The 12,575-nt window shown below is 69.2% G+C and carries 17 protein-coding genes and 1 tRNA gene; 6 read left to right on the top strand and 12 right to left on the bottom strand.

Annotation, left to right across the window (positions count from 1 at the left end; all coding sequences use genetic code 11):
- Window positions 1-60 precede the first annotated feature (60 nt).
- A tRNA-Leu gene (locus tag KTR9_RS10630) sits at window positions 61-142 on the bottom strand.
- Window positions 143-241: 99 nt separating this feature from the next.
- Between KTR9_RS10630 and KTR9_RS10625 the strand changes: the two genes are divergently transcribed.
- From KTR9_RS10625 to KTR9_RS10605, 5 genes are all read left to right on the top strand, one after another.
- Window positions 242-679, top strand: a complete 438-nt coding sequence (locus KTR9_RS10625) for a glucitol operon activator (protein ID WP_014926380.1) — start codon at window positions 242-244, stop codon at window positions 677-679.
- Window positions 676-1,026, top strand: a complete 351-nt coding sequence (locus KTR9_RS10620) for a DUF3817 domain-containing protein (protein ID WP_010841693.1) — start codon at window positions 676-678, stop codon at window positions 1,024-1,026. Before KTR9_RS10625 ends, KTR9_RS10620 begins: the two co-directional genes overlap by 4 nt.
- A gap of 49 nt (window positions 1,027-1,075) precedes the next feature.
- A complete protein-coding gene (locus KTR9_RS10615; RefSeq protein WP_044506431.1) occupies window positions 1,076-2,182 on the top strand; it encodes a glycosyltransferase in 1,107 nt (368 codons plus the stop codon).
- A 199-nt stretch (window positions 2,183-2,381) separates the two neighbouring features.
- A complete protein-coding gene (locus KTR9_RS10610) occupies window positions 2,382-2,999 on the top strand; it encodes a TetR/AcrR family transcriptional regulator (protein ID WP_014926378.1) in 618 nt (205 codons plus the stop codon).
- Window positions 2,996-3,634 (top strand): GNAT family N-acetyltransferase, encoded by a 639-nt coding sequence (locus KTR9_RS10605; protein WP_014926377.1) that lies wholly within the window; start codon window positions 2,996-2,998, stop codon window positions 3,632-3,634. The genes KTR9_RS10610 and KTR9_RS10605 overlap by 4 nt, the downstream gene beginning before the upstream one ends.
- 28 nt (window positions 3,635-3,662) lie before the next feature.
- Here the strand turns inward: KTR9_RS10605 and rdgB are convergent, their stop codons facing one another.
- The 11 genes from rdgB to clpS form a co-directional block, all read right to left on the bottom strand.
- On the bottom strand, window positions 3,663-4,277 hold the full coding sequence (gene rdgB / locus KTR9_RS10600; RefSeq protein WP_014926376.1) for an RdgB/HAM1 family non-canonical purine NTP pyrophosphatase: 615 nt from the start codon (window positions 4,275-4,277) through the stop codon (window positions 3,663-3,665).
- Window positions 4,277-5,032 carry a ribonuclease PH gene (gene rph / locus KTR9_RS10595; protein ID WP_010841698.1) on the bottom strand — a complete coding sequence of 252 codons (756 nt, stop codon included), beginning with the start codon at window positions 5,030-5,032 and terminating at the stop codon, window positions 4,277-4,279. The genes rdgB and rph overlap by 1 nt, the downstream gene beginning before the upstream one ends.
- Window positions 5,033-5,067: 35 nt before the next feature.
- Window positions 5,068-5,832, bottom strand: coding sequence for a cyclic nucleotide-degrading phosphodiesterase (locus tag KTR9_RS10590; protein ID WP_010841699.1), 765 nt, complete (start codon window positions 5,830-5,832; stop codon window positions 5,068-5,070).
- A gap of 78 nt (window positions 5,833-5,910) precedes the next feature.
- The gene (gene murI, locus KTR9_RS10585) at window positions 5,911-6,717 is read right to left on the bottom strand and encodes a glutamate racemase (protein WP_193363265.1); all 807 of its coding nucleotides are present in this window, start codon (window positions 6,715-6,717) and stop codon (window positions 5,911-5,913) included.
- Window positions 6,717-7,346, bottom strand: a complete 630-nt coding sequence (locus KTR9_RS10580) for a rhomboid family intramembrane serine protease (RefSeq protein WP_014926375.1) — start codon at window positions 7,344-7,346, stop codon at window positions 6,717-6,719. Before KTR9_RS10580 ends, murI begins: the two co-directional genes overlap by 1 nt.
- Window positions 7,347-7,372: 26 nt before the next feature.
- The gene (locus KTR9_RS10575) at window positions 7,373-8,344 is read right to left on the bottom strand and encodes a PLP-dependent cysteine synthase family protein (RefSeq protein ID WP_010841702.1); all 972 of its coding nucleotides are present in this window, start codon (window positions 8,342-8,344) and stop codon (window positions 7,373-7,375) included.
- A gap of 2 nt (window positions 8,345-8,346) precedes the next feature.
- Window positions 8,347-8,634, bottom strand: a complete 288-nt coding sequence (locus KTR9_RS10570; RefSeq protein ID WP_014926374.1) for a MoaD/ThiS family protein — start codon at window positions 8,632-8,634, stop codon at window positions 8,347-8,349.
- A 2-nt stretch (window positions 8,635-8,636) separates the two neighbouring features.
- A complete protein-coding gene (locus tag KTR9_RS10565) occupies window positions 8,637-9,044 on the bottom strand; it encodes a Mov34/MPN/PAD-1 family protein (protein WP_010841704.1) in 408 nt (135 codons plus the stop codon).
- Between the two features lie 149 nt (window positions 9,045-9,193).
- Window positions 9,194-10,294 carry a P1 family peptidase gene (locus KTR9_RS10560; protein ID WP_014926372.1) on the bottom strand — a complete coding sequence of 367 codons (1,101 nt, stop codon included), beginning with the start codon at window positions 10,292-10,294 and terminating at the stop codon, window positions 9,194-9,196.
- A complete protein-coding gene (gene aosR, locus KTR9_RS10555; protein ID WP_014926371.1) occupies window positions 10,291-10,866 on the bottom strand; it encodes an oxidative stress transcriptional regulator AosR in 576 nt (191 codons plus the stop codon). The genes KTR9_RS10560 and aosR overlap by 4 nt, the downstream gene beginning before the upstream one ends.
- A 42-nt stretch (window positions 10,867-10,908) precedes the next feature.
- Window positions 10,909-11,232: an ATP-dependent Clp protease adapter ClpS gene (clpS, locus tag KTR9_RS10550; protein WP_010841707.1), complete on the bottom strand. Its 324-nt coding sequence runs from the start codon at window positions 11,230-11,232 to the stop codon at window positions 10,909-10,911.
- Window positions 11,233-11,251: 19 nt separating this feature from the next.
- On the opposite strand from clpS, the gene KTR9_RS10545 reads away from it, so the two are divergent.
- Window positions 11,252-12,556 carry a nicotinate phosphoribosyltransferase gene (locus KTR9_RS10545; protein ID WP_014926369.1) on the top strand — a complete coding sequence of 435 codons (1,305 nt, stop codon included), beginning with the start codon at window positions 11,252-11,254 and terminating at the stop codon, window positions 12,554-12,556.
- Window positions 12,557-12,575: the final 19 nt, after the last annotated feature.

The following is a 12,575-nucleotide window of genomic DNA, read 5'->3' as shown; positions in this document are numbered from 1 at the left end:
GCGCGCCCCGCTTTCGCCGACGGTCGCCGTCTCGCCGGGCGGCGCCGAACAAGTACAGAGTGCGCGAGGGGGGACTTGAACCCCCACGTCCTTAGACACTGGAACCTAAATCCAGCGCGTCTGCCAATTCCGCCACTCGCGCGTGGGCGTGACGCCGGCCGAGGCGGCGAGTCACGCAGTGTAACGGCGACCACCCTACCGGCCGCGTTCTGATCACCGCAGGCCAGGTACCGTCGTAGGCATGTCCCCCACCCGTCGCCGCACCCACCGGCCCGCGCTCACGGTCCTGGCCGTCTCGGCCGCCGTGGTGTGTCTGGCGCTCGCGTGGTGGCAATGGTCACGGTACGAGTCCGCCTCCGGTTCCGGTCTCAATCTCGGCTATGCCCTTCAGTGGCCGGCGTTCGCGGCGGCCGTGATCTACGCCTACCGGCGTTTCGTCATCCTGGAGAGCGATCCCGACGAAGCTCGCAAGGTCGGTTCCGGTGACTCGATCGCCGAGATTCCCGAGGGGATTCTCCCCGAGCGCCCGACGACGCCCAGTGCGTCCTCGCTGACGTCGTCGGACCGCGCGAACGACACTGCTCTCGTCGAGTACAACCGCTATCTGGCCGAACTCCGCGCCGCCGACGAACACTCGGCGGACGCCCGATCCGCTCCCTCATCGAAAGGCCCGCAGTGACCGAGACCGAATCCACCACCCCCGCCCTCGCCGCCCCGGTGGAGAAGGTCCGCGGTGCGTTGTTGCGGTATCGCGTCCTGGCCTGGATCACCGGCGTGTGGCTGTTGCTGCTCGTCGTCGAACTCGTCCTGACGTACGGCTTCGACAACCACGCACTGGACTTCGTGCCGTTCGTGCACGGGTGGGTGTACTTCGTCTACCTCATCATGGCGATCGACCTGGCGATCAAGGTCCGCTGGAGTGCGGGCAAGACCATCATCACGGCGATCGCCGGCACGATTCCCTTCTTGTCGTTCTGGTTCGAGCACAAGCGCACCCAGGAAGTGAAGGCGCAGTTCAACCTCTGATCTCCTCGCGCTGGACGTCTGTTCACCCGGGTCCGGCTGACTGGACCCCGTGCGGATCGTCCAGCTCGCGAACTTCTACGGCGGACGCTCCGGCGGTCTGCGCACCGCGGTGGACCGCTGGGGTGCCGGCTACGTCGAAGCAGGTCACGACGTCGTCCTGATCGTTCCGGGGGCCGACTCCGGCGAAGAGGTACTGGCCTCGGGCGTCACCCGGATCACCGTTGCCGCACCACGCATCCCGGCGTCGGGCGGTTACCGCCTGGCCTCGGCCCGACGCGTCGCCGACGTACTCCGCCATCTTCGTCCCGACGCCCTCGAAGTGTCCGACCGCCTGACGCTCCGCGGCTTCGGCCGATGGGCGCGCTCTCGGGACGTCCATTCGACGATGGTCTCCCACGAGCGTCTCGACCGGCTGCTCGGCCAGATCACGCCCGGCCCGACGGCACGCGCGCTCGCCGACCGCGCCAACGCGGCCACCGCCCGGGACTACGACACCGTCGTCTGCACCACCGACTTCGCCGCCGCCGAGTTCGACCGCGTCGCGGCGACCAACGTCGTACGCGCCCCACTGGGTGTCGACCTCGACATCTTCGACCCGCGACACCTCGACCCGGACTTGGGCGCGCGGTGGTCCGACGGCACCCGAGCTCTCATCGCCCACTGTGGACGCCTCTCGGTGGAGAAGCGTGCCGACCGCAGCATCGCCGCGCTGAACAGGCTCCACCGCTCAGGGACGCCCGCGCACCTGGTGATCGCGGGCGACGGGCCGATGCGAGCGCCGCTGCAGCATCTGGCGCGTGGACTCCCGGTGACATTTCTGGGTCACCTCTCGGACCGGAAGCAGGTCGCCGCACTCCTTGCCAGTGCCGACCTCTCCCTCTCCCCCGGACCGCACGAGACGTTCTGCCTGTCCGCACTGGAGTCGCTGGCCGCCGGTACACCGGTCATCGGTTCGCGATCGTCGGCCGTCGCGAGCCTCGTCGACGACACGTGCGGGGCGGCTGCCGAGGACTCCGGGTCGGGCTTCGCGAGTGCGATCCGACAGGTGCTCAGTCTGCCTCGCGTCGATCGCGAACGCGCGGCCCGGCACCGGGCCACCCAGTACCGCTGGCCCGACTCGGTCGCGCGGATGCTGGGTGTGCACGCGGGGAGCTGAATGCCCTCTGCCGCAACCGTGCACAGCGGATGAAATTCGACGCACGGTCGACGAATTACGACGCACAGTCGACGAGATCGAGCGCACAGTCGACGGAGCGGGTGCGTCCACCATCCCCTCCGCATCGGCCTGCTCTTGAAACTGTACCGTCTGGACGGTATAATAAGTCTCAGACGGGACAGATCAGAAGGAGGCCGAGATGGCACGTACGTCCGGGCGCACCGCAGCCGACACGCGACGGCTGATCCTCGACGCCGCCGCTCGTCTCATCGCGCGGCACGGTACCGCCGTGTCCGTCTCCGAGATCGCCGCCGCGGCGGGGGTGTCCAAAGGTGGACTGCTGTATCACTTCCCCGCCAAGGAGGGCCTTCTCGAAGAACTCGCGGCCGACCTGATGGCTCAGTTCAGGTCCGACGTCGACCGGGTCGCCGGCCAGGAGGACGACGCACCGGGACGGCTCACCAGGGCCTACATCCGGGTGAGCTTCGCCGACGCCAGGGACTCGGCCGGACTTCGTGATCAGATCGCCCTGGCGGCGAGCCTGATGTACGAACCAGGTCCCGCCGAGCTCGCTCAGCGAGACGCCGACCACTGGCGGGCCGCCTTGTCCGACGACGGCCTCGACCCCGCGATCACGAGACTGATCATCGCGGCCGCCGACGGCTCGAACACCGCCCCTCTCTGGGGCGCGGTCCTCGACGACACCGACCGCGCCGCGCTCGAAGCAGACCTCCTCGCCCTCACCTACGGCGCGGGGACGTTGTCACCCACCTCATCAGCCACACTCCACGACACACCCGCAAAGAAGGGATCATGACCGACATCACCTATCGCCCATACCGTTCCACCGACGCCGAGGACGTCAAGAAGATCATCGACGAGGCGTTCTACATCCACCGATACGTCCACGGTCGGCGCGTTCTCGACAGCGCGCTCGAGATCTATCTCCGCGAGCAGTTGGTGGCGAGCACCTGGAGTCGCGTCGCGGAGAAGGACGGCCACGTGGTCGGGATCATTCTCGGGCGAGTCGACGGCGAGCCGCACCTCGGCGAGCGGACGAAGAACCGCGCGCTTCTGTGGGCGCACACCGCGCGAGCCGCGTTGCTCGGTCTGCCCCAACGGAAGGCCCTACGTGCCCTCTTCGCCTTCGAAGCCGTGGCGCATCGGCTGGGCGCGCAGACCGGCGAGTCGCTCGACGATGAACTCACCCTGTTCGCCGTCGCCTCCTCGACGCGCGGGCACGGCGTCGGAGCGACGCTCTACCGTGCGTTCCTGGACCATCTGCGAGACCGTGGTCGGTCGGACTTCCACCTGTACACCGACTCGCTGTGCACGTTCGGATTCTATGAGCGGCAGGGGATGTCGCGGGTCGCAGCCGACGACATGGACATCCTGCTCGACGGCGAGCCACACACCTTGGGGGTCTACCTCTACACGGGCACCGCGAGCTGACCGCGGACCGGGACCGACCCGAACGGAGTCACCCCGCGAGTGCTAGCAGCGCCGGCACCAACTGCGCCAGCGCTTTTCCGCGGTGACTGAGACCGTCCTTCTCCCTCGGCGACAGCTCCGCCGCCGACCGGCCGTCGGCGATCTCGTCGTCGGGAGCGAACAGCGGGTCGTACCCGAAGCCGTGCGGCCCGCGTTCCTCCCGCAGGACTCGACCGCGCCACTCGCCGCGCACCACCGTCTCGGTCCCGTCGGGCAACACCAGTGCGCAGGCCGACACGAACGCCGCGCCACGGCGTTCGGCCGGGGTGTCCGACAATTGGGCGAGCAGGAGCGCGTTGTTCGCGGCGTCATCGCCGTGCCGGCCGGACCAGCGCGCCGACAGCACCCCGGGCATGCCGTTCAGGGCATCGACCGCGATGCCGGAATCGTCAGCGAGACAAGGAATTCCGATGGCCTTCGCGCCGGCGCGGGCCTTGATCAGCGCATTGTCCTCGAAGGTGGCGCCCGTTTCGGGTTCCTCCGGGTAGTCGGGTACGGCGTCGAGACCGACGACCTCGACCCCCGTGATGCCCGCGGCATCGACGACGCGCTGGAGTTCGGCGAGCTTCTTGGCGTTGCGGCTCGCGAGCAGGACCGAGGACATCACGCCCGCCCGGGGAGTTCGCCCGGGTACGGTTCGGCCAGTACCGCGCGCTGCGCATCGAACAACTTCTCGGTGCCGATGGCGGCCACGTCGAGCAGCGCGTCGAGCGTCGAGCGCGGGAACGTCGCCCCCTCGCCGGTGCCCTGCACCTCGACGAGGGTGCCGGCGTCGGTGGCCACGACATTCATGTCGACCTCGGCCCGCGAATCCTCCTCGTAGGGAAGGTCGAGCCGGACGCGGCCGTCGACGACACCGACGCTCACCGCGGCGATCGCGCACGAAAGAGGTTGCGGGTCAGACAGTTTGCCCGCCGCACGAAGATAGGTGACCGCATCTGCCAGCGCGACGTAGGCGCCGGTGATGGCCGCGGTTCGGGTACCGCCGTCGGCCTGCAGGACATCACAGTCGACGGCGATGGTGTTCTCGCCCAACGAGCCGAGGTCGATACACGCGCGCAGCGATCGACCGACCAGTCGGCTGATCTCGTGCGTACGCCCGCCGACCCGACCCTTGACCGACTCACGCGACGACCGGTCGTGCGTGGCGGCGGGGAGCATCGCGTACTCCGCGGTCAGCCACCCGAGCCCGGAACCACGACGCCACGGCGGCACCCCGTCGGTGACGCTCGCGGTGCACATCACGCGGGTCTTGCCGAACTCCACCAGGACCGAACCCGCCGGGTGGCTGGTGAAACCGCGGGTGAACGTGATGGGACGGAGTTCGTCGTCGGCTCTGCCGTCAGCTCGTGTGGTCACGGGTCTCACTGTAACGACCGAGGCGAACCCGTCTCCTAGGTGAGGTCGAAGACCTGTCCCTGGCTGACGAGCTCGGTCGGTCCGGAGAACGTACTGCGGGCCTCGGCGAGGATCTCCGCCGAATCCGACCACGGCGCGACGTGTGTGAGCGCGAGCGCACGGACGTTGGCCTTGGTCGCGGCCTCCCCCGCCTCGATCCCCGACATGTGCAGGTCCGGCGGGCGTTCGGAGGGTGCGTGCGTCCAGGACGCCTCGCACAGGAACAGGTCCGCGTCGGCCGCGAGATCGATCAGTTCGTCACACGGTGCGGTGTCCCCGCTGTAGGCGACGACCTGTCCCTCGGGGCCGGTGATCCGCAATCCGAACGTGTCGGGCGGGTGGTTGACGTTCATCGCCCGGATCCGCATCCCGCCCAGCGTGACCTCCTGGTCGTCGCTCCACTCGTGGACGTCGAAGGTGTCGGTGATGTCGTCGAGCTGTCCGGGGAACTCCGACGACCCGTAGCCGATCCGCATGGCGGTGCCGTGCGGGCCGTACAGCGGTGCGCGCTGCCTGGCCGGCTCCGGGGCGTATCGGCGCCAGACGAGCATCGCGGGCAGGTCGAGACAGTGATCGGCGTGGAGGTGACTGAGGACGACGGCGACGTCGTTGGGATCGGTGACCCGCTGCAGTTCGCCGAACACACCCGGGCCGCAGTCCACCAGGACCGGTTGTTCACCGGGGACGGAGAGCAGATAGCCCGAGCACGCTGCTCCCGGCCCGCCCACACTGCCCGAACACCCGAGGACCGTGAGACGCATAGGCCCCACTGTGCCACGATTTCGCACCCGGGCGTCGGCATACGGGTCACAACTGCGCGGCGAAGCGCCGGCGTCTCCTCACACGTGCTGCACGGCTCCGATGACCGGACCGAGGAATCGGTTCGAGAGCTTCGCGAAGAGGTCCGGATCCCCTGTCGCCTGGAAAACGCGGGTGGCGTCGCGGCCCGTGTGCGGATGCAGCAGGTCGGCCTCGGTGAGGACCCGGAAGAGGTCCTTCGCGGTTTCCTCGGCGCTCGACACCAAGGTCACCTCGTCGCCCATCGCGAGCTGGATCACCCCCGACAGCAACGGGTAATGCGTGCAGCCGAGGACCACGGTGTCCACCCCGGCCTGCTGCAGCGGCTCGAGGTAGCCCTGCGCGAGCCCGAGGATCTGCCGGCCGCTGGTGATCCCGCGTTCGACGAAGTCGACGAATCGTGGACACGGCACCGCGGTGATCACCGCGTCACGTGCCGCGGCGAACGAATCCTGGTACGCCCGTGAGGAGATCGTGGCCTCCGTGCCGAGCACGCCGATCCGGCCCGTTTTGGTGGCGACCACCGCGCGGCGGACCGCGGGCAGCACGACCTCGATGACCGGGATGGGCGCGTAACGCTCGCGGGCATCGCGCAGGCAGGCCGCCGACGCGGTGTTGCAGGCGATGACGATGGCCTTCACGCCGCGTTCGGCGAGATCGTCGCCGATCGCGAGGGCGTGCCGGCGGATCTCCGGGATGGTCAGCGGTCCGTACGGCCCGTTGGCCGTGTCGCCGATGTAGACGATGTCCTCGTCCGGCAGTTGATCGATGATGGCGCGCGCCACCGTCAGTCCCCCGACGCCCGAATCGAAGATCCCGATGGGTGCGTCCTGGCCGCCCGCCGCGATTATGGCGCCACCCCCGGTGTGCCGACCGCCGGTCTACGGCGGTCCCGCGCAGCCAGCGCCCACGCGGCGAACACACCGGCGATCGCGCCGAACAGGTGTGCCTGCCAGGAGATCAGCGGATCCGACGGCAAGACCCCCCAGAGGATCGACCCGTACACCAGGAACAGGACGAGCCCGCCGAGGATCTGCCACAGATCGCGGTTGAACAGCCCCCGGACGATGAGGAAGGTGAGCCAGCCGAACACGATGCCCGACGCCCCGACAGTCACCGAGTACGGCGCCGCGAACAGCCAGACCCCGACTCCCGACACCGCCCAGATGATGCCGGTGACGATGAGGAATCGCCGCGTCATGAGCACGAGGAAACACAGCACCGCGCCGGGCATCAGGTTGGCGAAGAGGTGCTGCCAGTCGCCGTGCAGCATCGGCGCCGACAGGATGCCGTCCAGTCCGTCGACCTGCCGTGGCTGGATGCCGTTCTGGTCGAGGTCGTAGCGCGTCGCCGCGTCGATCGCCTCGATGACGAACAGCACCGCGACGATGCACACCGTGATGATCGCCGAACGCAACCACAGCGGGCGCGCTCGCCGCGTGGGCTGCTGCCCGACCGGCGGGGTGTACGAGCTCATGGCCTAGGAGTTCCTCGGTAGCGGGGTCATGCCCAGAGCTGACCTTCGAGAGCCTGCTCCGCGTCGTCGAGACTACCTTCGTAGGCCCCGGTCGACAGATACTTCCATCCGGCGTCGGGGACGACGAACCCGATGTCGGCGCGGGTACCGGCCTTCAGCGCCCGCCTGCCGATGCCGCGGGCCGCCTGCAGGATCGCGCCGGTGGAGATCCCCGCGAAGATGCCCTCGAGTTCGATCAGTTCCCGGACCCGTGCGACCGCGTCGACGCCCGTCACCGAGAAGCGCCGGGTCAGCACCGAGTCGTCGTAGAGCTCGGGGATGAATCCCTCGTCGATGTTGCGCAGACCGTAGACCTCGTCGCCGTACCGGGGTTCGGCGGCGACGATCTCGACGTCGGGGTTGCGTTCGCGCAGGAACCGTCCGACGCCCATCAGGGTCCCGGTCGTCCCGAGGCCGGCGACGAAGTGGGTGATCTCGGGCAGGTCCTCGTACAACTCCGGTCCGGTGCCCTCGTAGTGCGCCGCGACGTTGGCCGCATTGCCGTACTGGTAGAGCATCACCCAGTCGGGGTTCTGCGCGGCGAGTTCCTTGGCCACCGCGACCGCGGTGTTCGAACCGCCCGCGGCGGGCGAGGAGATGACCTGAGCGCCGAACATGCGCAACAGCGAACGGCGTTCCTCCGAGGTGTTCTCGGGCATCACGCAGATCAGTTCGTAGCCCTTGAGTTTCGCCGCCATCGCGAGCGAGATGCCGGTGTTGCCGCTCGTCGGTTCCAGGATGGTCGAGCCCGCCCGCAGCAGGCCGTCGCGTTCGGCCTGCTCGATCATGCGCAGCGCGGGCCGGTCCTTGATGGACCCGGTGGGATTGCGGTCCTCGAGCTTGGCCCACAGCCGGACGTGCGGGCCCTCGTCGGAGTCGTCCCAGCGCGGTGAGAGCCGCTGCAGACCGATGAGCGGTGTGTTGCCGACCGAGTCGATCAGGGAGTCGTAGCGTGCCACGCTCAGCCGCCGGCGACCGCGGGCAGGATGGTCACCTCGTCACCGTCGTCGATCGGGGTGTCGAGGCCGCCGGAGAAGCGCACGTCCTCGTCGTTGACGTAGATGTTGACGAAGCGGTGCAGTTTCGCGGTGCCGTTCTCGTCGGGCGCGACGAGACGTTCCTTCAGGCCGGCGTTGCCCGATTCGAGGTCGTCGATCAGCGCGGCCAGCGTCGAACCCGACCCCTCGACACGCTTCTCCCCGCCGGTGTGGGTACGCAGGATCGTCGGGATGGATACGGTGACAGACATTCTCAGCTCCTGATCTCGATCTCTTCTTCGGTGACCGCACCGTCGACGATGCGATAGCTGCGGATCTCGGTGGCCTCCGGGTCGCGGGTGGACACCAGCACGTAGTGGGCGCCGGGCTCACCCGCATAGGAGATGTCGGTGCGGCTCGGATACGCCTCGGTGGCGGTGTGCGAGTGGTAGATGACCACGGGCTCCTCGTCGCGACGGTCCATCTCCCGCCAGACCGCGAGCTGTTCGGCCGAGTCGAAGCGGTAGAACGTGGGCGACCGCTCGGCGTTGACCATCGCGATGAAGCGCTGCGGATCGTCGGAACCCTCGGGGCCGGCGATCACCCCACAGGCCTCGTCGGGATGATCGGCGCGCGCATGCGCGACCATCGCGTCGACCAGCTTCTGCTCGATCTTGAGCATCGGTGTCCCGTTCTCCTGTTCAGCGATGTCCGCAAGGTCTCTCGCGGTTGTCCCCATTGTGGCCGATCTCCGGAACGCAACATCGGCGCCGCGACACCTATTCCGCCCCGCCTGGTCCGCCCCGACTGTTCTGCCCGACGCGAACGCGGTCAGCGGAACGCCGACGGCGCCGCCTGCGCGTAGGTGGGGATCGATGCGATCGAGTCCGCCGCGAGGACCGCGTCGACGATCGCCCGTTGGACGACGTCGGCCGCGACCCGGCACACCTCGGCGACGACCGCGACATCGGCGTGCATGCCCGCCGGCGCCGGAACAGGCGACGACGACCGGACAGCGCCGGTCGCGATGCCGAAAACGGTGTCGCCGTCCAGCGGCGAGTGCGCCGGCCGGATCGCCCGCCCGAGTCCGTCGTGTCCGGACATCGCCAGTCGCTTGGTCATCGGGGCGTCCAGGACGGCATCGGTCGCCACGACACCGATGGTCGTGTTGAGAACCGTGTGTTTCGCGGCGAGATCGGCGAGGCGGTCGAGGTCGGCGACCGACGGCCTTTGTAAACCGAGTTCGGCGAGTGCGGCCTCGCCCAGGTCCCACGGCAGCCCGGTCTGCGGGTCGATGACCGCACCGACCGGGTTCGCGACCATCAGTGCGCCGACGGTGATCCCGGCCGCTGGCCCGCTGTCGATCGTCACCGACGCCGTCCCGACCCCGCCCTTGAGTGCGCCCGCCCGGGCGCCGACACCCGCGCCCACGCATCCGACGGCGAACTCGGTGTCCGCCGCCCGGACCGCCTCCGCCCCGAAGTCCGCGTCGGGCCTGCGATCCCACGCGCCGACCGGCAGGTCGAAGATCACCGCGGCGGGGACGATCGGCACCACGTGGCCCCGATCATCGAGTGGTAGGCCGACCCCCTCGGCTTCGAGCGCCCGCATGACCCCGTCGGCGGCGGCCAGACCGTAGGCACTGCCTCCGCTCAGCACGATGGCGTGTGCGGTCTGCACGGTGTTCGACGGGTCGAGCAGGTCGGTCTCGCGCGTACCCGGACCGCCGCCGCGGACGTCCACCGCGGCGATCGCGCCGGGCGCCGACACCCGCACGACCGTCGTTCCGGTGGCCCAGCCGTGACCGTCGGGAGCCTCGGCCGAGCCGGCCACGCGCGCGTCGGCGTCGACACGATGCGCATGCCCCACCGAGATGCCGGCGATGTCGGTGATGCGGTTGCCGGCGCGGGCCGGTCGTCCGGCTGTGGTCACATCAGCGCTTCCACGAGAAGGTCCTGCATCACCGTGAGCCAGTGGTAGACGTCGAGATGAGCTGCGTGCGGGTGATCCGGCGGCAGCTGGTCGGGGGTGTCCTCGGAGATCCCGAGCATCGCGCCGAGGGCCAGCCGCACGTCGTTGAGCGCGGTGAGCCAGGCCGAGGCCTGCTCCGGGGTGAGGACGAGGTCCCCGCCACCCGCCGGGAGGGTGTCGAGCAGGATCCGGGCCGCGCCGAGCTTGGCGTCGATGATCTGCGGCTCGTGCACACTGCGCAGCGCCGAGTTCAGCTTTCCGTTGACGACCTCGGCGGAGAGCTGGTCGTCCTGGTCGGGGCGATGGAAATCCGGGAGAAGACGTCCCAGCGTGACGTCGTCGGGGGCCTCGTGGTGACCGACACGGATGCCGGTGAGCGTCGCGAGGTCGTCGCGGGGTGCGGAATCGGCCCGTTCGGTCAGCAGTTCACACATCGAGGTGACCATCGATGCGAGCAGTTCTGCCTCGTGCGCGTCGAGCTGCGATGCGATCCGCAACGTCTCGCCGCGCCCCTTGCGTTTCCAGGTGCGCACGCGTTCAGTGTGCCCGGGTCGTGCGGGAGGCGGACCGGCCGGTCACGAATCCCGCTGCATCGTGGCCCACAGACCGGCGGCGTGCAGCTTCGCGACGTCGGCCTCGACCTTCTCACGGTCGCCGGAGGACACCACGGCCCTGCCCTCGGTGTGGACCTGCATCATCAGTTCATTGGCCCGGGACTCGGAGTAGCCGAAGATCTTCTGGAAGACGAAGGTGACGTACCTCATCAGATTGACCGGGTCGTCCCACACGATCGTCATCCACGGCTTGTCGAGTCCCGGCGCGCCGTCGGCGACCTCGGGTTCGGCAACCGCCGTACCGCCGGGGGTAGCCTCGTGCGCACGAGTTTCGTCAGGCGCCATAGGGACAGGGTAAGCGATTGTGAGCATCGACAACACCGCGCTGCTGACCGATCAGTACGAACTGACGATGGTCGCGGCAGCGCTTCGCAACCCGGTTGCGCACCGCCAGTGCGCATTCGAGGTCTTCGCTCGCCGACTCCCCGACGGCCGTCGCTACGGCGTCGTTGCCGGGACCGGCCGCGTGCTCGACGAACTCGCGGCCTTCCGATTCGGCGACGAGGAGATCGCCGTCGTCGAACGATTCCTCGATTCCGACACGGTGGCCTGGCTGCGGGACTACCGCTTCTCCGGCGACATCGACGGCTATCGGGAGGGTGAACTCTACTTTCCCGGGTCGCCGATCCTCACCGTCCGCGCGACGTTCGCCGAGGCCGTCCTGCTCGAGACCCTCATCCTGTCGATCCTCAACCACGACAGTGCGATCGCCTCGGCCGCGGCTCGCATGGTCAGCGCCGCCGGGTCGCGGCCGATCATCGAGATGGGGTCACGGCGCACCCACGAGCGCGCGGCCGTCGCGAGTGCGCGCGCCGCCTACATCGCGGGCGTCGCGGCCACCTCGAACCTGGAGGCGGCGAGGCGCTTCGGCGTGCCCAGCGCCGGTACCGCCGCCCACGCGTTCACCCTCGGCTTCACCGGACCCGACGGGCCCGACGAGAAGGCCGCGTTCGCCGCGCAGATCGAGGCCCTCGGCGTCGGGACGACGCTGCTGGTCGACACCTACGACATCACCCAGGGCGTGCGCAACGCCATCGAGGTGGCCGGACCCGCCCTCGGTGCCGTGCGGATCGACTCCGGAGACCTCGGCGTGCTGGCCCGCCAGGTACGCGCACAACTCGACGACCTCGGGGCGACGGGGACGAAGATCGTGGTCTCCGGCGATCTCGACGAGTACGCGATCGCCTCACTGCGCGCCGAGCCGGTCGACACCTACGGCGTCGGGACGTCGCTCGTCACCGGTAGCGGAGCACCGACCGCGGGGATGGTCTACAAGCTCGTCGAGGTGGACGGCCTCCCGGTGGCCAAACGGGCGAGCCACAAGGAGTCGCGCGGCGGCGCCAAATCGGCCGTACGCGCCGCCCGGTCCAGCGGCACGATCGTCGAGGAGATCGTCTATCGCGCCGGTGGTACCCGCCCCGCACCGGAGAAACACCACGTGCGGGACCTGCAGATCCCCCTCGTCCGCGGCGGCACGCCCGTCGAGTCGCTGCCGTCGCTCGCCGATGCGCGCGCACATCTCGCGGCCGGGCTGGTCAGTTTGCCGTGGGAGGGTCTCGGCCTGTCCCATGGAGATCCCGCGGTCCCGACCCGCTACGAACTCGGCTGAACCGAACCGCACAGTCCCA

The organism is Gordonia sp. KTR9, assembly GCF_000143885.2.
GTDB lineage: Bacteria > Actinomycetota > Actinomycetes > Mycobacteriales > Mycobacteriaceae > Gordonia.
The sequence above is the reverse complement of the archived record's forward strand: the minus strand, read 5'-3'. Positions and strand labels throughout refer to the sequence as shown.